The following is a 17,611-nucleotide window of genomic DNA, read 5'->3' as shown; positions in this document are numbered from 1 at the left end:
TTAGCGCCGCGCACCCCAGCTAAGCGACGCGTATTGCCGCGTGTAGAACTCGCCCAGAAGGCCGATCATCAGGATCGCAAGCCCGACATAGAGCGGGTATTCCCAGTTCGAGAAATGCGGATTGTAGTTGATGAAGGTGTAGCCCCGCGCCTGATCGATCGTGTGAAACAGCGGGTTCCAGTTGAACAGGATCAGCATCTTGTGCGGCAGATTGTTGGCGAGGAACATCTTGCCCGAGGCGATCATGTTGGCGCGGGTATAGACCTGCTGGATCACGCTTACTACTTCGGGCGCCCAGGGCTTCGCCGCAAGCAGCACGACACCGACCGCGAGCCCCGTAAACCAAGCCAGCAGCACCATCGCGAACGCGCCGACCCAGTCGTAGATCTCGATCGGTTTGAAGGCCGCGTGGTAGATGTAGAGCACCGTCACCATCGACAGCACCTGAATATAAAGCGCGCTCAGCGCCGCCGACGCGATCGATATCGCCGTGGTCATCGGCGCGTGTTTCATCATCGCCGAAGTGGGCCCTTCCGACCCGAAGACCGCGCCGAGGGTCTTGGTGTGGGTCATATAGAGAAAGATACCCGTCATGATGTAGAGCAGGAAATCGCCCCGCACCGAGCTCGACCGCATCCCGAGCACGCTGAACATGATGTAGAAAGAGATGACCAAAAGCATCGTCTGAAACATGTTCAGCAGCAGACCGATCAGCGCGTTCCCGTGGTTCTTGCGCAGATTGCGCACGGTGGCGTGATAGATCAGCTCCAGCAGGCTGAAGGTCGTGCCGAGCTTGGTCGATTTCGTCTCTGGTCTGAACATGTCCCTGCCGATTCGGGCGTCGTTGCGGCCCAAGCTAGGTCGGATTGCTTGCTCAACCCTTATCGCCGCATCATAAGGGGGGAGTTGGAGCATAGCAATTGGGCCTTAACAAGGCCGGGAGAGGCGTGACGATGGATTTCGAACATCTGATGCGAGTGATGCGGCGGCTGGCGCTCGAAGCAGGCGACAAGATCATGGAGATCTACGACTCGCCCGATTTCGAGGTGAAGTCGAAGTCGGATAACTCGCCGGTGACCGAGGCCGACGAGGCCGCCGACGCGCTGATTTCCGCGGGGCTGCGCGCCGAATTCCCCGATATGCCGCTCGTCACCGAAGAGCAGGCCGCGAGCCATTCGCAGGAGGTATCGACCTTCCTGATCGTCGATCCGCTCGATGGCACGAAGGAATTCGTCAAGCGCCGCGGCGATTTCACGGTGAACATCGCCTATGTCGAGAACGGCAAGCCCGTGCGCGGCGTGGTCTACGCCCCCGCCAAGGGACGTCTGTTCTACACGCTGGCCGAGGGCCGTGCGGTCGAAGAGGACGGCCCCTTCGACAAGGAACGCCCCGGCAAGCAGCATCCGATCACCGTTTCGATGCCCGACAATCGCGGCCTGATGGTGGTCGCGTCGAAATCGCACCGCGATCAGGCGACCGACGATTACATTGGCAAATACGCAGTGAAGGACATGGCCTCGGCCGGGTCGTCGCTGAAATTCTGCCTTGTCGCGACGGGCGAGGCCGATCTCTATCCGCGCCTCGGTCGCACGATGGAATGGGACACGGCGGCCGGTGACGCGGTTCTGCGTGGCGCGGGCGGCGAGATGATCCGCTTCGACGATCACGCGCCCTTCACCTATGGCAAGCCGGGCTTCGAGAACCCGTTCTTCATCGCCTATGCCCCCGGCGTTCTCTTGGTGAAGTAATGTCGGTCCTGATCGTCATCCCGGCGCGCTACGCGTCGAGCCGCTATCCCGGCAAACCGCTGGTCGAACTGACCGGCGCCACGGGCGAGAAAAAGACCCTGATCCAGCGTAGCTGGGAGGCGGCTTCGCAGGTCGGCGGCGTCGACCGGGTTGTGGTGGCCACAGATGACGACCGCATTCGCGAGGCCTGCGAAGCCTTCGGCGCCGAGGTGGTGATGACCTCCGAGAGCTGCCGCAACGGGACCGAGCGCTGCGCGGAAGCGGCGGCGACCCTTGGCGTCGGTTTCGACATCGTCGTGAACCTTCAGGGCGACGCGCCGCTTACGCCCGCGTGGTTCATCGAAGACCTCGTGGCGGGCCTGCGCGCTAATGACTGGGCCGAGCTTGCGACTCCGGTGCTGCGCTGCGAAGGCGCGACGCTCAACAGCCTGCTGGAAGATCGCCAGAACGGTCGCGTCGGCGGCACGACGGCGGTGTTCGGTGCCGGTAATCGCGGGCTCTATTTCTCGAAAGAGGTTATTCCCTTCACCTCCGAGACTTACGCGGACGAAGCCTCCACGCCGGTGTTCCACCATGTGGGCGTCTATGCCTACCGGCCTGACACGCTGGCGGCCTATGCGAGCTGGCCGATCGGGCCTCTGGAGACCCTCGAAGGTCTGGAGCAGCTGCGCTTTCTGGAGAACGGTCGCGCGGTGCTCTGCACAGAGGTCGAGTCGCGCGGACGGCAGTTCTGGGAACTCAACAATCCGTCAGATGTGGCCCGGATCGAATCCATGATGCTGCAGATGCAGCTTCCCTGAACGCACGCAATTTATCGCCTATCGCACTAAAAATGCGGTTTTTCACGGCATTGCACGAAACAATTTTCGCATTTGCAGCATTTCTTCCCACGGGAGTGCTCAACGCCAGAACCGGTCCCTTGTTGGATCACGGCTTTGGGGACACAATAAACCAACTCCTGACGATTTAATCGTAGCAACCCTATAGGTGACGAATGAAAAGCAAGGTGACGAAGGCGATCTTCCCGGTGGCCGGCCTCGGAACCCGCTTCCTCCCCGCGACGAAGTCGATCCCGAAAGAGATCCTCACGTTGGTGGACCGCCCGCTTATCCAATACGCCATTGACGAGGCGCGTGCGGCCGGTATCGAGGAGTTCATCTTCGTCACCTCGCGCGGCAAATCGGCACTTGAGGATTATTTCGACAACGCCCCCGAACTGGAAAGCGCATTGGCGCAGAAGGGCAAGACCGAAATCCTCGACGAGCTGCAGCAGACAAATATGGACAGCGGCGCGATCGCCTATGTCCGTCAGAACCAGCCGCTGGGTCTGGGCCACGCAGTCTGGTGTGCGCGTCGTCTGGTGCATGACGAGGCCTTCGCCGTGATCCTGACCGATGACGTCATCGCCGCCGACAAGCCCTGTCTGCAGCAGATGATGGAAGCCTATAACGAGACCGGCGGGAACTATGTCGCGGCGATGGAAGTGCCCGCCGACAAGACCGCGTCCTACGGGGTTCTGGATGTCGCCCCGGGCGACGGCCCGCGCCTGCAGGTCAACGGCATGGTCGAAAAGCCCAAGCCCGAGGATGCCCCCTCGAACCTCGCGGTGATCGGGCGCTACATCCTCACTCCGCGCATCATGTGGAACCTCGATGCGCGCAAGGCGGGTGCTGGCGGTGAGATTCAGCTGACCGACGCGATCGCGCAGGAAATCCATGGCGGCAACTCGGTCTATGGCTATCGCTTCGACGGTCAGCGTTACGATTGCGGCTCGAAAGCAGGCTTCCTGCAGGCGACGGTGGCTTTCGGCCTCCAGCGTCCCGATCTGAAGGACGAGTTCGGCGAGTATCTCTCCGATCTTTCCGCGATGCGGCAGGCGGCTGAGTAAGCGATGCAGCAACATGTGTTGGTAACAGGTGGTGCGGGCTATATCGGCTCGCACGCCTGCAAAGCGCTGGCCGCGGCGGGCTATGTCCCGGTCTGCTTCGACAATTTCTCCACCGGCTGGAAAGAGGCGGTGAAGTTCGGCCCGGCCGAGGAGGGCGATCTTGCCGATCGTGCCCGCCTCGACGAGGTCTTCGCGAAATATCAGCCCATCGCGGTGATGCATTTCGCGGCGCTGAGCCTTGTAGGCGAGTCGATGCAGAACCCGTCGAAATACTGGCGCACCAACGTGAATTGCGCGCTGAACCTGATTGAGGCGGCCGTCGAAGCAGGCTGCCGCAACTTCGTCTTCTCCTCGACCTGCGCGACCTATGGCGATCAGGACGGGGTGGTGCTGAACGAAGACACCGAACAGCGCCCGATCAATGCCTATGGCGGCTCGAAGCGGGCCATCGAAGACATGCTGCGCGATTTCGGCGCGAGCCACGGGCTGAACTCGGTGATCTTCCGCTATTTCAACGTGGCGGGCGCCGATCCCGATGCTGAGGTCGGCGAGCAGCACATCCCCGAGACGCACCTCATTCCGCTGATGCTGGATGCCATCGCGGGCAAACGCCCGGCGCTCACCGTGTTCGGTTCGGATTACGCGACGCGCGACGGCACCTGCATTCGCGATTACGTCCATGTCTCCGATCTGGTCGATGCGCATGTTCTGGGTCTGAAATGGCTCGAGGACGGCAAGCCGTCGCGGGTCTTCTGCCTTGGCTCGGGCAACGGGTTCTCGGTACGCGAAGTGATCGACGCCTCGCGCGCGGTGACCAATCAAGACGTCCCGATTGTCGAAGGCGACCGTCGTCCCGGTGATGCCGCCGCGCTGGTGTCGGGCTCGAAACGGGCGACCGAGGAGCTTGGCTGGCAGCCGAAACGGTCGGACCTTTCCACCATGATTTCCGATGCATGGCGTTGGCATCAGGCGGCAGAGTATGAATACTGACCCCGAGGTAGGGTCAGGAGAATGAATGCCGTCGCGCCGTGAGCTTTGGGAGGGCTACAGGCTGCGCCTCAAGCGCAAGCATTTCCTGTGGCGCGCCCTGCGCAAACGGCACCAGCTCGACCCCGTCACCAACCGCACGGGCAAGATAAAGCCCGGCGCGATCCTCGCCTTCGCGGTGATGCGCAACGAGGCGCGGCGGCTGCCGTTTTTCCTCAAGCATTACCGCAAGCTCGGCGTGGATCACTTCCTGATCGTCGACAATGGCAGCACGGATGACACCGCCGCGCTGTTGGCGGAGGCGCGCGACGTGTCACTTTGGCAGACGTCGGACAGCTACCGGGCGTCGCGCTTCGGGCTCGATTGGGTGACTTGGCTGATGCTGCGCTACGGCCACGATCACTGGTGCCTCACCGTCGATGCGGATGAGCTGCTGATCTACCCCTATCACGACAGCCGTCCCCTGCCCGCGCTGACCGACTGGCTCGACCGGTCGGAGCAATGCAGTTTCCCGGCCATGATGCTCGACCTCTACCCGAAAGGGCCGCTTGGCGCGCAGCGCTACGAGGCGGGGCAGGATCCGCGCAAGATCCTGAGCTGGTTCGACGCCGGGAATTACATGATCACCCAGCAGGCGCAGACCGACGCGCTGTGGATCCAAGGCGGGCCACGGGCGCGGGCGTTTTTCCCCGACAGTCCGCGCCAATCGCCGACCCTGTCGAAGATCCCGCTGGTGCGCTGGCACAGGCGGTGGGCTTATCTGAACTCGACCCATGCGCTGCTGCCGCGCCACCTGAACCAGACCTACGACTCGGACGGCGGCGAGGCGATTTCGGGGCTGCTGCTGCACACGAAGTTTCTCGACGAGATCGTGGACAAGTCGAAAGAGGAGAAATCGCGCGGCGAGCATTTCGGCCAGCCCGCGGAATTCGACCAGTATTACGACGCGCTGGCCGCCGATCCAGAGCTCTGGACGCCGCACTCGACGCGGCTCGGCGACTGGCGACAACTGGAGGCGCAGGGGCTGATGTCGCGCGGCGGCTGGATGTGAACTTGTTGACTTGGAGGCAACATTGCTGACGCAAGCGTTAGGCATGGCCTTCTCAGCTGCGCGCAAACCGGGTAAGTATCGGAAGATATTGATAAGCCGTTGAAAACTTGCCGATTTGAACAGGGCGACCTTTAACGATTTGAGAACTACGCTGCGAGTAGCAAGGGACCAGTGCGGCACGAAATGACCGCGACGTCGGAGAGGGACGGGTATTGGGACTGAGAGAGATCGCCAGGCTGCGCCGTAAACGCAGAATTCGGCAGATTCGGGCTTTCCGCAAAAGCCGCGAACTCTCTCTCTATTCCGATCGCACCGGCGACATCCGCCCCGAGGATATCCTCGTCTTCGTCACCGCCCGCAACGAACGCATCCGCCTGCCCTATTTCCTGCGCTACTACCGCGAGATGGGCGTCGGGCACTTCCTGTTTGTCGACAATGGCAGCGACGATGGCAGCGCCGAGTATCTCGCCCAGCAGGAGGACTGCTCGGTCTGGCACACGGACGCCTCCTACAAGGCGTCGAATTTCGGCATCGACTGGATGAACTGGCTGCTGCGCAAATACGGCACCGGGCATTGGACGCTGACGCTCGATCCGGACGAGTTCTTCGTCTACCCGTTCTGCGATACGCGGCCCATTCAGGCGCTGACCGACTGGCTCGACACCTATGGCATCCGGTCTTTTCCGGCGATGCTGCTGGATATGTATCCGAAAGGGCCGATCGACGCGCAGCCTTATCGCGAGGGGCAGAATCCGTTCGATCTGGCCTGCTGGTTCGATGCGGGCAATTACATGATCTCGCGGAATTCCGAGACCAACAATCTGTGGATTCAAGGCGGGCCCCGGGCGCGCATCTTCTTTCCCGACGCGCCGAAGAAGGCCCCCTCGCTCAACAAGATTCCGCTCGTCAAATGGGAGCGCGGGAACGTCTATATCTCGTCGACCCATGCGTTGCTGCCACGTGGCCTGAATCAGGTCTACGACACGATCGGCGGCGAGATGGTCTCGGGCTGCCTGCTGCATGCGAAGTTCCTCTCGCCCCTCGCCGACAAGGTCGATGAAGAGCTGGAACGCAAACAGCATTACGCGGGATCGCGCGAATATCACGCCTATGCCCGCACGATCTCAAAAGAGCCCGATTTGTGGTGCAAATGGTCTGAGAAATATATCAACTGGCGCCAGCTCGAGATCCTCGGGCTGATGTCGAAGGGCAATTGGGCGTGAGGGAACAAGGCGCGTGACAGTCGGATTCATCATGATGTGCCACACCGCGCTCGACCGGGCCGCGCAGGTCGCGCGGTTCTGGTCGGAGGGCGGATCGCCCGTGGTGATCCATGTCGATGCTCGCGTGACCGCGCATGACTATAACGGCTTCAAGAAGATGCTCTCCGATCTGGAGAATGTCTCCTTCTCGCGGCGCTACAAATGTGACTGGGGCACGTGGTCGCTGGTCGCCGCCAGCCAAGCCGCGGCCGAGCAGATGCTGGCGCTTCACGACGACGTGCGCCACGTCTATCTGGCGTCGGGCTCCTGCCTGCCGCTGCGCCCGCTGCACGAGCTGACCGACTATCTCGACGCGCGTCCCTATACCGATTTCATCGAGAGCGTGACCACCACCGAAGTCGGCTGGACCGTCGGCGGGATCGACATCGAACGCTTCACGCTGCGCTTCCCTTTCTCGTGGAAAAAGCAGCGGCGCATGTTCGACCGCTATGTCGAATTTCAGCGCCGAGTGGGCTTCAAACGGCGCATCCCCGACGGGCTGGTGCCGCATCTGGGCAGCCAATGGTGGTGCCTGACGCGGCAGACCCTGTCAGCCATTCTGGAAGACCCCGATCGCGCGCTCTATGACCGCTATTTCAAGCGCGTCTGGATCCCGGATGAGAGCTATTTCCAGACCCTCGCAAGGCTCTATTCCACCTCGATCGAGAGCCGGTCGCTGACGCTGACCAAGTTCGATTTTCAGGGCAAGCCGCATATCTTCTACGACGATCACCTGCAGCTTCTGCGGCGGTCGGACTGTTTCGTGGCGCGGAAAATCTGGCCCAAGGCGGATAAGCTCTACCGGACCTTCCTCGACAAAAGCCCCGGGCGCTCCGTCATGGCGGAGCCGAACCCGGCCAAGATCGACCGGCTGTTTTCCAAGTCGATCGAGCGGCGGACGCGCGGGCGGCCGGGCCTCTACATGCAGAGCCGTTTTCCCAAGAAGGACCACGAGAACGGCAAGACCTCGGCGCCCTATTCGATCTTCCACGGCTTCTCGGATCTCTTCGAGAATTTCGACGGCTGGCTCGCGAAATACGTGGGCGCGCGGGTGCATGGCCATCTCTACGCGCCCGAGCGCGCCGAATTCGCGGGCAATGAGCGGATGTTCAACGGCTGCCTGACCGACGACGCGGCGCTGCGCGACTACAACCCGCGTGCTTTTCTCACGAACCTGATCTGGAACTCGCGCGGCGAACGTCAGTGCTACATGTTCTCGCCGCGCGACAATCAGGCGAATAACTGGTTCACCGCGACCGACCCGAATGCGCAAATCTCGGTCATTACCGGCGCCTGGGCGCTGCCTCTGTCGCGCAAGAACGAGAATTTCGCGACGATCCGGCGCGAGGCCGCGATGCTGCAAAAACGCGAGTTGGAGCATCTGGAGATTCTGCGCTCGATGTATGTGAAGGCGCGCGTGCGAATCTGGACCGTCGCGGATTTCATCGAGAACCCGATGGAGCCCCTGCAGACCATCATCGACGAGATCAGCCCCCGCGCGACTCGCCGCCTGACCGAAGCGCCGCAGATGGTCGATCTGTCGGGGTTCAACCAATTCCTGCAAAATCTCAAGAACCAGGGGATGCAGCCGCTCGTGATGGGGGATTTCCCGCTCGAGCAAAGCGGGCAGCGCGATGCCGCCACCCGCCGCGGTCGCCCCTATCTGGTGAAATAACCTATGCCCAAGTTTGACAGTTTCGTCGTCTTTGCCGAGATGCGCACCGGCTCCAATCTGCTGGAAGCTGCGCTGAACGATCTGGACGGCGTGACCTGCCATGGCGAGGCGTTCAACCCGGCGCTGATCGGCTATCCGAACCGCAAGGAACTGGTGGGCGTCACCAAGGCGCAGCGCGATGACGACCCGCTGACGCTATGGGGCGCGATCAAATCGCGGGACGGGCTGAACGGCTGCCGCTATTTCCACGATCACGACCCCCGGATGCTGGCCGTCTTCGTGAACGATCCGAAATGCGCGAAGATCGTGCTGACCCGCAATCCGATCGAGAGCTATGTCAGCCTGATGATCGCGCGCGCCACCGGCCAGTGGAAGCTGGGCGATGCGAAGCACCGCAAGGCCACGAAGGCGCGCTTCGATGCCGAGGAGTTCGAGGCGCATCTGGAAGGGCTACAGAACTTTCAAGTGACGCTGCAAAACGCGCTGCAACGCTCGGGGCAGACGGCCTTCTACATCGATTACGAGGATGCGCAGTCGGTCGAGGTGCTCAACGGTCTCGCGAATTGGCTGGGCGTCGCGGGGCGGCTCAACAAGCTGCCCGAGACCCTGAAAGTGCAGAACCCCGAGCCGCTCGAGGCGAAGGTCGCGAATTTCCCGGGAATGGAGGCGTCGCTGGCGCGGCTCGACCGGTTCAACCTGTCGAAAACCCCGAATTTCGAGCCCCGGCGCGGTCCCGGCGTCCCCGGCTTCATCGCGAGCGAGGCGGGGCTGCTTTATATGCCGCTTCGACCCGCGATGGATGCACCGGTCCGCGACTGGCTGGCGGCGACCGGCGAACTGGTCGAAGGGTTCAGCCAGAAGACCCTGCGCCAGTGGAAACGTCGCCATACCGGCCATCGCAGCTTCACTGTGCTGCGCCACCCGCTGATGCGCGCGCATCTCGCGTTCAACGCGGTGCTCAACTGGGACACTATGGACGAGACCCGCGCCGTCCTGCGTCAAAGCTACAAGCTGCCGATCCCGGAGGAGGGGCAGAGCATCGCGCAAGGCGACTATGCCGAGGCGCTGATCGCTTTCTTGGGCTGGCTCAAATCCAATCTCGCGAACCAGACGAGCCTGCCGGTGAATACGCTCTGGGCAACGCAATCGGCGGCGCTTCAGGGGATCGGCCAGTTTGCCCTGCCCGACCTTCTGGTGCGCGAGGAGCGGATCGCGGAGGATTTCGCCTATCTCGCCAGCATGACCGGGGTGGAGGCCCCTGCCTTCGTACCCGGCGAGACCGACACCGCCGCGATCAAGCTCGCCGATATCTGGACGCCCGACCTCGAAGCCGCCGCGCGCGAGACCTATACGCGCGACATGATGCAGTTCGGCTTCGGCAACTGGCGCGACTGAGCCTGCCCCACGAAAAAAGCGCGCCGGGCGGACCGACGCGCTTTTTCGATTTTCATTCGAGACCGGTTCAGGCCGCCTGACGGCTCTGCGCCTCCGTCAGCACTGCGTGTAGCGTCGAAGGATCGGTATTCGCCCGCAGCTTCTCGCATGTTTCCGGATCGCGCATCGTGCGCGACACGAGGGCCAGCGCCTTGAGATGCTCGACCCCGGAATCCTTCGGCGCGAAGAGCGCGAAGACCAGATCGACCGGCAGCCGGTCCACCGCGTCGAAATCGAGCGGCTTTTCCAGACGCAGGAAGACACCCACGACTTCGCTCAGCCCGTCGAGCCGCGCATGCGGAAGCGCAACGCCGTGGCCGACACCGGTCGGCCCGAGGCTTTCACGCTCCTGCAGCGCATCGACAGTCTCTGCGGCGTCGATCTTGTAGCACGCCGCCGCGATGTCACCGAGATCTTGAAACAGGCGTTTCTTGCTCGTGACATTCGACAGCACTTTGACCGCGCCAGGCACGAGAAGTTTAGATAGGTCCATGAACTCGTCTACTCCGCGCCCGTTCCGGGCCGCTCATTTGCTGTTGCGCGGGTCGATCCAGCCGACATTGCCGTCTTCACGCCGATGAACGACGTTGACCCCGCCATGTTTCTCGTTGCGGAAGACGAGTAGCGACGCATCAGACAGCTCCATCTGCATGACCGCTTCACCGACCGAGAGAGTGGGAACCTTGGTTTCCATCTCGGCTACGATCATCGGAGCACCTTCGTGCGTCTCGCCGGTATCGTCATCCTCTTCCGAGGCGAGCACATATAGACCTGCAGCTTCGAATTCAACTGGTTCAGCACGGTCGCGGTGATGATCTTTCAATCTGCGCTTGTGACGCCGCAGTTGCTTGTCCATCTTTTCGCGCGCCGCATCGAAGGCCGCATAGATTTCCGTGGCATGACCCTTGGCCGAAGCGGTTAGCCCGGTCGACAGGTGCACCGTCGCTTCGCAGATATATTCATGCGCATCGCGCGAGAAGGTGATCTGCGCGTCGGTGGGACGCTGCATATATTTCTCGGCGACCTCGCCCAACTCCGACTTGACGTGAGATTGCAGGGCCTCTCCGACATCGATTTGTTTGCCGGTGATTTGGTAACGCATGGATTTCCTCCTTCACGCATTGGGCCAGTGACCCCAGCCTTTGGGCTGAGGTGTTTCGGGCCGGTTAATCTCTTGAAAAGTCGCGTTGAGTCTGAATTCGCCCGGGCCCTCTTTCGGGGACCTTCCGCGCGCCGGACCCCTCTCGGGGGCCGCAAGCGCGCCCGGGGAGTGGGGGCGAACATTACGCATCTCTTATGTATTTGGGGATGGATCGTGGGGGGTGTCAACGGGTCTCCCTCGCTGCAGTGCAAAACTGCCGGTAGGCGGAGGCGCCCGGCAGGGATCCGCGGATCACGATCAGAGGATGCGGAAGTGCTGGCCGAGATAGACGCGGCGGACGTTTTCGTCCTGCACAACCTCTTCCGCGGTGCCCGACATCAGCACCGTCCCGTCATGCAGAATGTAGGCACGATCCACGATCTCGAGCGTTTCGCGCACATTGTGATCGGTGATCAAAACCCCGATACCCCGATCTTTCAGCTGTGCGACGAGCGCGCGAATCTCCGACACGGCGATCGGATCGACGCCAGCGAAGGGTTCGTCCAGCAACAGATATTTCGGATCGGCGGCCAGACAGCGCGCGATTTCGCAGCGCCTACGCTCGCCCCCGGACAGCGCCAGCGCGGGCGCCTGGCGCAGATGGCCGATCGAGAAATCGCCCAGAAGTTCTTCCAGCCGCTCGCGACGGGTGTGCGGATCGGACTCCGCCACTTCCAGCACCGCCATGATGTTATCTTCGACCGAAAGCCCGCGGAAAATCGAGGCTTCCTGCGGCAGATAGCCGATCCCGAGCCGCGCGCGGCGATACATCGGCAGGCCTGTCACATCGCGCCCGTCGATCAGAACCTCGCCCGCATCGGGACGGATCAGTCCGGCGATATTGTAAAAACAGGTGGTTTTGCCCGAACCGTTCGGTCCGAGAAGCGCCACGACCTCGCCACGCAACAGGTCGAGCGAGACGTCGCGAATCACGGGGCGGCGCTTGTAGCTCTTGCGCAGACCCCGGACCTGCAAACCGCCCTGGCCCGCGACCGGGGCGAGCCCGGTGTCGCTTTTGACGGCATTCTCGGTCATCACTTGCTCCCGGCGGGCTTCAGAAGCGTGCGCACACGCCCGTCCATGGTGCCGGCGCCGGTGCTCAGATCGACATTGAGCTTGTTGCCCGACATCACGTTGTCGCCTTGGGTCAGCAGCACGTTGCCGGTCATCACGACGGTGCCCGCCTTCACGTCGTAGACGGCTTCCTCGGCCTCTGCCGCCTCGGTGGGCGAGACCAGCGTGACCCCGCCCGTCGCGTGCAGCCGGGTGATCTCGGAGCGTTTGTCGCTGGCGTAGAACACCTCAAGCTCAGCGGCTTTCATGTGCATGTCGCCCTGCGTGACCTCCACGTTGCCGGAGAACACTGCCTGGCCGCTTTCCTGATTGACGTTGAGCGAGTCGGCCGTGACTTCGACCGGGGCGGTCTTGTCGGCGCGCAGCCCCCCGAAATCGACGCTTTGCGCCATCACGAGAACCGGGAACGAAACCGCCATCGCACAGGCGGTGAAAAAACGCGCTCGAAACATCCACACCCTCATTGTTGCGGCTGATATACCAGCTTCACACCCTGTTTGAAAACAAGATCGTGACTGCTGCCATCCGCCGTCGGGACCATCTGCATATAGCCCGCATCGAGCGTTCCGAAAGGGGACGTCCCATGGATAGGACCGGGCGAGGTCAGGATACTGCTATCGGTCTGTAACTCGACCTTGTCGGAGTTCACCCGGTAGCCATCGGAGGTCTGCATCGCGACCTTGCCGGTCAGGTCGATCCGGTTCGAATTGGGCTGAAATAGACCCTCATTCGCGCTCAGATCGGTCACATGGCCATCGGGCGCGGTCAGCTTCGCCGCGACCTGATCGGCACTCGCACCCTGATCCTGCGAGGGCTGGGTGCGGGCCTGCGCGGCGGTCACCGACAGCGTCGCGCCGGTATCGGTCACGCCGGAATATTCGGGCCGGGTGACCGCATTTTCGCGCGCGAGTTTCTCGACATCGACCTTGGCATAGGGAATCGCGGCGCTCGGATCGATCCGGCGCGAGACGAGAAAGATCGTCGACAACAGCGCCAGCGCGAGCAGCGGCAGGACGATCTTCGCCCAGGTCACCAGTCGCGTATGGCTGTTGTCGTACATCATCAGACGATCCCGGCCCTCAGGCAGTCGTGGATCTGCAGGAAGCCCACGGGCTTTTCGTCTTCGACCACGAAGAGCGCGGTAATCTTGCGCTCGTTCATCTGCGCCACGGCGGCCTCGGCCAATTGTCCGGGCGCGATGGTGCGCGGATTGGCGGTCATCACCTCCGAGACCTTATGCTCGAGCAGACCCTGCATATGACGCCGCAAATCGCCGTCGGTGACGATCCCGGTCAGGCGGCCCGCCTCATCGGTGACGCCGACCACGCCGAATCCCTTCTGGCTCATCATCAAGAGCGCATCGGGCATCGGCGTGTCTTCCGCCACCAGCGGCATATCGCGATGCATCAGGTCCGAGACCTTGGAAAGCCGCGCGCCCAGCTTGCCGCCCGGATGGAAGGTGCGGAAATGCTCGGCGGTGAATTCGCGATGCTCCATCAGAGCGACGGCCAACGCGTCACCGAGTGCGAGCGTCATCGTCGTCGAGGTGGTGGGCACAACGCCCGTGCCGCAGGCTTCTTCGGCCTTGGGCAGCACCAGCGCCAGATCGGCCTGCCGCAGCAGGGTCGAGTCCGGGCGGCTCGCGACACCGATCAGCGGGATCTGAAAGCGCCGCGTATGGGCGATCAGATCGGCCAGCTCCGGCGTCTCCCCGGAGTTTGACAGGACCAGCGCCAGATCGTGCCGGGTGACCATGCCCAGATCGCCGTGGCTCGCCTCCGCCGGATGCACGAAATGCGCGGGCGTCCCGGTCGAGGCCAGCGTCGCCGCGATCTTGCGCCCGATATGGCCCGATTTCCCCATGCCGGAGACGATCACGCGCCCCTCGGTCTTGAGGATCATCGCCACCGCGCGCGAAAACTCACCATCGAGGCTCGCCGCCAAGGCTTCCAGCCCAGCGACCTCGATGCCGATCACGCGGCGGGCGACGTCGGAATAATCAGTGGTGGAAGATGTCATTGGGTTCATCCCAGCCCAGCAGATCGAGCTTCGCACGCGTCGGCAGGAAATCGAAACAGGCCTGCGCCAGCCCGAGCCGGTTCTCGCGCTCGAGCCGCGCCACGAGTTCGGCCTTGATCTGATGCAGGTAGAGCACGTCCGAGGCCGCATATTCCATCTGCGCGTCGGTCAGCTCCGCCGCGCCCCAGTCCGAGCTTTGCTGCTGCTTGGAGATGTCGACGCCGACAAGCTCCTGAACCAACACTTTCAGCCCGTGGCGATCGGTGAACGTGCGCACCATCTTCGAGGCGATCTTGGTGCAGAAGACCGGCTTCGTCTCCACCCCGAACGCATTATAAAGCGCGGCGACGTCGAAGCGCGCGAAGTGGAACAGCTTCTCCACCGACGGATCGGCCAGCATGCGGCACAGATTCGGCGCTTCGGTCTGACCTTGGGCGATCTTCACCAGATGCGCATCGCCATCGCCCGCCGAAAGCTGCACGAGGCAGAGCCGGTCGCGGCGCGGGTCGAGGCCCATCGTCTCGGAGTCGATGGCCACGACGGGACCGAGATCGAGCCCGTCAGGAAGGTCGTTTTGATGCAGGTGGATTGCCACGGCGTGTCCTTCTTTAACGTCTTGCCGGGCATATAAGCCTTTTGCCGCGTTCTTGCCAACGCGAGATGGCAAAACCCGGCTTAGGTGTCGCTTGTGCTCAGCAGTTCAGCTCTCGCGCGCGGGCGTGGCGCCGCTGGGTTCGTCGTCATCTCTCAGCGGCTTCCAGGTAATCACCCGATAGGCGTAGAGCAGGACGAGCACCACGATCACGCCGGTCGAGACCGGGTTCACCCAGCTTGCGACTTCGCTGTACTGCTTGCCGAGCAGATAGCCCGCGACTGTCAGCAATGCGGTCCAAAGCGCGCTGCCCAGCGTCGTGTAGGCAAGGAACGGGACGAACGGCATGCGCGCCATGCCCGCTGGCACCGAGATCAGCGTGCGGACGCCGGGCAGCATGCGCCCGAAGAACACGCCCACCCAGCCGTGCTTGTCGAACCATTTCTTGGTGCGGGTAATGTCGCGCGGGGTGATGCCGATCCAGCGGCCATGGCGGCTCGACAGGTGGCACAGACGCTTGATCCCGATCTTGAGGCCGATCCAGTACCAAAGGAGCGCGCCCAGCACCGAACCGATGGTGCCCGCGACGATCAGCCCGATCAGCGAGAATTTCCCCTGCGCCGCCATATAGCCTGCGAGTGGCATGATCAGCTCTGACGGGATCGGCGGGAACACGTTCTCCAGCAGCATCAGCCCCGCGATGCCGAAATAGCCGAAGGACGCGATGACGCCGGTGATCCAGTTGAACATGTTTTCTCCTTTGGCGCCTCAAGCCGGAACGGCGCGCCGTGTTCGGTTATATTGGACGACAGGTTTCGCAATGCCTCATTCGGCGGCCTCGTGCGGAGCGTCAGTCTGGCGATCCTTCTCGCTTTGTCGCTGGCGCTGTCGGAGCTGCTGCAGCTCTGCGCCACGCTCGCGGCGCTGACCGTCTTCACTGGTGAGGAAAGCGCGCGCTTCCTGCTCCAGCATTTCCTTCAGCCGCGCCGCCAGTTCGCGACGTTTGCGGAAACTGCGCAGCTGCACCGTCGAAGAGGTCTGCGGCAAGAAGCGCTGATGCTCCCCGGCGTGATAGACATCGAAACAGAGCCGCCCGGCGGTCAGGATATTGTCGCGGCTGCCCTCTGCCAGCACGGTGAAAATCACCGTTTCCACCCGTTTTGCGTCTTCGGGCAGGTCGGAGAATTCCAGCGCGACGTCCACAAGATCGGAAATGCGACCGAGATCGCGATATGCCGCGGTTTTCAGCGGGCCCTTGATCGACTCGTTGGGGCCGGAGTCCGCGAATGGCGCAAAGCCCCCGGAATCGCTGGCGATCGAGTGATAGGTTTTCCCGTCGATCACGAGATCGGCCAGAAGGGCTTTCACGAAAATCGGCTCGGCGCCCATATTGCCGAGCATCAGATGCCCGCGCTCATGGCCGCCCGCGACACGGGTCAGCAGCAGTTTCGAGCGACGCTCCCGCCGGAAATTCTGCAGCAGAAGTTGCAGATAGATAATCCAGACGAGCGCGGTGACGATCTGCACCGCGATACTCACCACCTGATTATGATCGACGAGCCACTCCATTTTCATCCTTCTGCAACGGTCGCGTGTAAGCTTTCATCGGCAACGCGGCAGAAGGGGCTCCGGGTCCGAAAACCCGGAGAAAAGAGGGGTGCGGGCCCGTTTTCGCGTCGTCAGTCGGCCAGAACCAGCAGATCGCGGCTTGCGACGCTGACCTCGGCCTCGGTGCCGACCTTGGGCGGCGGATTGCCGGGGCGGTTGAACGTGTCGAGCGCGATAAGCTGCCCTTCCACTTCCATTCTCACCCGCAGGATCGAGCCGAGGAAATGCGTCTCGACGATCCGCCCCGTGAACACCGTGTCATTGCCCTCGCGGCGGCCGAGCGCCAGAACTTCGGGCCGCGCGGCCAGCGTGACCGGAGTCCCCTGACCTGCGGTGACCGGTTCGGACAGGATCACCTCGGTGTTGCCGACGCGCAGAGCGCCGCGCGCCGGATCGGCCACTTCGGCCTCGAGCGCGTTCAGCGTGCCCACGAATTGCGCGACGAAGCGGGTCTTCGGCTGGTTGTAGATCTCGAAGGGCGCGCCGATCTGCTCGGCCACACCGCCATTCATCACCACCACCCGATCCGAGATCGACAGCGCCTCTTCCTGATCGTGGGTCACGAAGATCGTGGTGATGCCGAGGCGGCGCTGAATATCGCGGATTTCTTCGCGCAGACTCACGCGGATCTTCGCATCGAGCGCGGAGAGCGGCTCGTCGAGCAGCAGCACGCGCGGCTGGATCGCGAGCGCACGCGCCAGCGCCACACGCTGCTGTTGCCCGCCCGACAGCTGGAACGGATAGCGATTGCCCAGATCGGGCAGACCGATCAGCTCGAGCATCTCGGCCACACGGGCCTTGATCTCGGCGCGCGGACGTTTCGCCACGCGCAGCCCGAAGCCCACGTTCTGCGCGACCGTCAGGTTCGGAAACAGCGCGTAGGCCTGAAACACCATTCCGATATTTCGCTGGTTCGCCCCCAGATGCGTGACGTCCTGCCCACCAATGCGGATCGCGCCGCCCGAAGGGCTCTCGAAGCCCGCCACCATCCGCAGCACGGTCGTCTTGCCGCAGCCGGACGGACCGAGCAGCGAGATAAATTCGCCCTCTTCGATGGAGAGGTTGAAATCTTTCACAACGCGGTTCGCGCCGAAGGATTTTTCCAGATGTTCGATCTCGAGAGAGGCCATGG

General features: G+C 62.6%; 19 protein-coding genes. 8 read left to right on the top strand and 11 right to left on the bottom strand.

What is annotated here, in order from left to right; genetic code table 11:
• Window positions 1-822 carry an ABC transporter permease gene (locus AKL02_RS00325; RefSeq protein ID WP_078522201.1) on the bottom strand — a complete coding sequence of 274 codons (822 nt, stop codon included), beginning with the start codon at window positions 820-822 and terminating at the stop codon, window positions 1-3.
• A 131-nt stretch (window positions 823-953) separates the two neighbouring features.
• Here AKL02_RS00325 and cysQ point away from each other — a divergent pair, with 131 nt between their 5' ends.
• From cysQ to AKL02_RS00285, 8 genes are all read left to right on the top strand, one after another.
• On the top strand, window positions 954-1,748 hold the full coding sequence (gene cysQ, locus AKL02_RS00320) for a 3'(2'),5'-bisphosphate nucleotidase CysQ (RefSeq protein WP_078522200.1): 795 nt from the start codon (window positions 954-956) through the stop codon (window positions 1,746-1,748).
• Window positions 1,748-2,548: a 3-deoxy-manno-octulosonate cytidylyltransferase gene (gene kdsB, locus AKL02_RS00315; protein ID WP_083076623.1), complete on the top strand. Its 801-nt coding sequence runs from the start codon at window positions 1,748-1,750 to the stop codon at window positions 2,546-2,548. The genes cysQ and kdsB overlap by 1 nt, the downstream gene beginning before the upstream one ends.
• 194 nt (window positions 2,549-2,742) lie before the next feature.
• Complete coding sequence (gene galU / locus AKL02_RS00310) at window positions 2,743-3,636, top strand: UTP--glucose-1-phosphate uridylyltransferase GalU (protein ID WP_078522198.1); 894 nt, start codon at window positions 2,743-2,745, stop codon at window positions 3,634-3,636.
• Between the two features lie 3 nt (window positions 3,637-3,639).
• On the top strand, window positions 3,640-4,626 hold the full coding sequence (gene galE, locus AKL02_RS00305) for a UDP-glucose 4-epimerase GalE (protein ID WP_083076627.1): 987 nt from the start codon (window positions 3,640-3,642) through the stop codon (window positions 4,624-4,626).
• A gap of 25 nt (window positions 4,627-4,651) precedes the next feature.
• On the top strand, window positions 4,652-5,674 hold the full coding sequence (locus AKL02_RS00300; RefSeq protein WP_083076630.1) for a glycosyltransferase family 2 protein: 1,023 nt from the start codon (window positions 4,652-4,654) through the stop codon (window positions 5,672-5,674).
• Window positions 5,675-5,886: 212 nt separating this feature from the next.
• Window positions 5,887-6,897: a glycosyltransferase family 2 protein gene (locus AKL02_RS00295; protein WP_083076634.1), complete on the top strand. Its 1,011-nt coding sequence runs from the start codon at window positions 5,887-5,889 to the stop codon at window positions 6,895-6,897.
• Window positions 6,898-6,910: 13 nt separating this feature from the next.
• Window positions 6,911-8,611, top strand: a complete 1,701-nt coding sequence (locus tag AKL02_RS00290; protein WP_083076637.1) for a DUF5927 domain-containing protein — start codon at window positions 6,911-6,913, stop codon at window positions 8,609-8,611.
• Window positions 8,612-8,614: 3 nt separating this feature from the next.
• Window positions 8,615-10,006 carry a nodulation protein NodH gene (locus AKL02_RS00285; protein ID WP_083076641.1) on the top strand — a complete coding sequence of 464 codons (1,392 nt, stop codon included), beginning with the start codon at window positions 8,615-8,617 and terminating at the stop codon, window positions 10,004-10,006.
• Between the two features lie 67 nt (window positions 10,007-10,073).
• On the opposite strand, the gene AKL02_RS00280 is transcribed toward AKL02_RS00285, so the two are convergent.
• The 10 genes from AKL02_RS00280 to AKL02_RS00235 form a co-directional block, all read right to left on the bottom strand.
• Complete coding sequence (locus AKL02_RS00280) at window positions 10,074-10,538, bottom strand: PTS sugar transporter subunit IIA (RefSeq protein ID WP_078522192.1); 465 nt, start codon at window positions 10,536-10,538, stop codon at window positions 10,074-10,076.
• 33 nt (window positions 10,539-10,571) lie between these two features.
• Entirely contained in the window at window positions 10,572-11,147 is a 576-nt protein-coding gene (gene hpf / locus AKL02_RS00275; RefSeq protein ID WP_083076646.1) for a ribosome hibernation-promoting factor, HPF/YfiA family, read from the bottom strand.
• Between the two features lie 297 nt (window positions 11,148-11,444).
• On the bottom strand, window positions 11,445-12,221 hold the full coding sequence (gene lptB / locus AKL02_RS00270; protein WP_083076650.1) for an LPS export ABC transporter ATP-binding protein: 777 nt from the start codon (window positions 12,219-12,221) through the stop codon (window positions 11,445-11,447).
• The gene (gene lptA, locus AKL02_RS00265; RefSeq protein WP_078570664.1) at window positions 12,221-12,712 is read right to left on the bottom strand and encodes a lipopolysaccharide transport periplasmic protein LptA; all 492 of its coding nucleotides are present in this window, start codon (window positions 12,710-12,712) and stop codon (window positions 12,221-12,223) included. Before lptA ends, lptB begins: the two co-directional genes overlap by 1 nt.
• Window positions 12,713-12,720: 8 nt before the next feature.
• Window positions 12,721-13,323 carry an LPS export ABC transporter periplasmic protein LptC gene (lptC, locus tag AKL02_RS00260; RefSeq protein ID WP_108722335.1) on the bottom strand — a complete coding sequence of 201 codons (603 nt, stop codon included), beginning with the start codon at window positions 13,321-13,323 and terminating at the stop codon, window positions 12,721-12,723.
• Complete coding sequence (locus AKL02_RS00255; protein ID WP_083076653.1) at window positions 13,323-14,279, bottom strand: KpsF/GutQ family sugar-phosphate isomerase; 957 nt, start codon at window positions 14,277-14,279, stop codon at window positions 13,323-13,325. The genes lptC and AKL02_RS00255 overlap by 1 nt, the downstream gene beginning before the upstream one ends.
• The gene (locus AKL02_RS00250; protein ID WP_078522186.1) at window positions 14,260-14,874 is read right to left on the bottom strand and encodes a ribonuclease D; all 615 of its coding nucleotides are present in this window, start codon (window positions 14,872-14,874) and stop codon (window positions 14,260-14,262) included. The genes AKL02_RS00255 and AKL02_RS00250 overlap by 20 nt, the downstream gene beginning before the upstream one ends.
• A 105-nt stretch (window positions 14,875-14,979) precedes the next feature.
• Window positions 14,980-15,621 carry a DedA family protein gene (locus AKL02_RS00245; protein ID WP_078550970.1) on the bottom strand — a complete coding sequence of 214 codons (642 nt, stop codon included), beginning with the start codon at window positions 15,619-15,621 and terminating at the stop codon, window positions 14,980-14,982.
• A gap of 75 nt (window positions 15,622-15,696) precedes the next feature.
• On the bottom strand, window positions 15,697-16,440 hold the full coding sequence (locus tag AKL02_RS00240) for a hypothetical protein (protein WP_133051934.1): 744 nt from the start codon (window positions 16,438-16,440) through the stop codon (window positions 15,697-15,699).
• A 110-nt stretch (window positions 16,441-16,550) separates the two neighbouring features.
• Complete coding sequence (locus tag AKL02_RS00235; RefSeq protein WP_078550972.1) at window positions 16,551-17,609, bottom strand: ABC transporter ATP-binding protein; 1,059 nt, start codon at window positions 17,607-17,609, stop codon at window positions 16,551-16,553.
• Window positions 17,610-17,611: the final 2 nt, after the last annotated feature.

The sequence above is a fragment of the Thioclava electrotropha genome (genome assembly GCF_002085925.2).
Classification (GTDB): Bacteria; Pseudomonadota; Alphaproteobacteria; order Rhodobacterales; family Rhodobacteraceae; genus Thioclava; species Thioclava electrotropha.
The sequence above is the reverse complement of the archived record's forward strand: the minus strand, read 5'-3'. Positions and strand labels throughout refer to the sequence as shown.

Bases quoted from the DNA above. Each gene is read 5' to 3' on its own strand.
- AKL02_RS00325 (WP_078522201.1), bottom strand. From the start codon at position 822: ATGTTCAGACCAGAGACGAAATCGACCAAGCTCGGCACGACCTTCAGC.
- cysQ (WP_078522200.1), top strand. From the start codon at position 954: ATGGATTTCGAACATCTGATGCGAGTGATGCGGCGGCTGGCGCTCGAA.
- kdsB (WP_083076623.1), top strand. From the start codon at position 1,748: ATGTCGGTCCTGATCGTCATCCCGGCGCGCTACGCGTCGAGCCGCTAT.
- galU (WP_078522198.1), top strand. From the start codon at position 2,743: ATGAAAAGCAAGGTGACGAAGGCGATCTTCCCGGTGGCCGGCCTCGGA.
- galE (WP_083076627.1), top strand. From the start codon at position 3,640: ATGCAGCAACATGTGTTGGTAACAGGTGGTGCGGGCTATATCGGCTCG.
- AKL02_RS00300 (WP_083076630.1), top strand. From the start codon at position 4,652: ATGCCGTCGCGCCGTGAGCTTTGGGAGGGCTACAGGCTGCGCCTCAAG.
- AKL02_RS00285 (WP_083076641.1), top strand. From the start codon at position 8,615: ATGCCCAAGTTTGACAGTTTCGTCGTCTTTGCCGAGATGCGCACCGGC.
- AKL02_RS00280 (WP_078522192.1), bottom strand. From the start codon at position 10,538: ATGGACCTATCTAAACTTCTCGTGCCTGGCGCGGTCAAAGTGCTGTCG.
- hpf (WP_083076646.1), bottom strand. From the start codon at position 11,147: ATGCGTTACCAAATCACCGGCAAACAAATCGATGTCGGAGAGGCCCTG.
- lptB (WP_083076650.1), bottom strand. From the start codon at position 12,221: ATGACCGAGAATGCCGTCAAAAGCGACACCGGGCTCGCCCCGGTCGCG.
- lptA (WP_078570664.1), bottom strand. From the start codon at position 12,712: ATGTTTCGAGCGCGTTTTTTCACCGCCTGTGCGATGGCGGTTTCGTTC.
- lptC (WP_108722335.1), bottom strand. From the start codon at position 13,323: ATGATGTACGACAACAGCCATACGCGACTGGTGACCTGGGCGAAGATC.
- AKL02_RS00255 (WP_083076653.1), bottom strand. From the start codon at position 14,279: ATGACATCTTCCACCACTGATTATTCCGACGTCGCCCGCCGCGTGATC.
- AKL02_RS00245 (WP_078550970.1), bottom strand. From the start codon at position 15,621: ATGTTCAACTGGATCACCGGCGTCATCGCGTCCTTCGGCTATTTCGGC.
- AKL02_RS00240 (WP_133051934.1), bottom strand. From the start codon at position 16,440: ATGGAGTGGCTCGTCGATCATAATCAGGTGGTGAGTATCGCGGTGCAG.
- AKL02_RS00235 (WP_078550972.1), bottom strand. From the start codon at position 17,609: ATGGCCTCTCTCGAGATCGAACATCTGGAAAAATCCTTCGGCGCGAAC.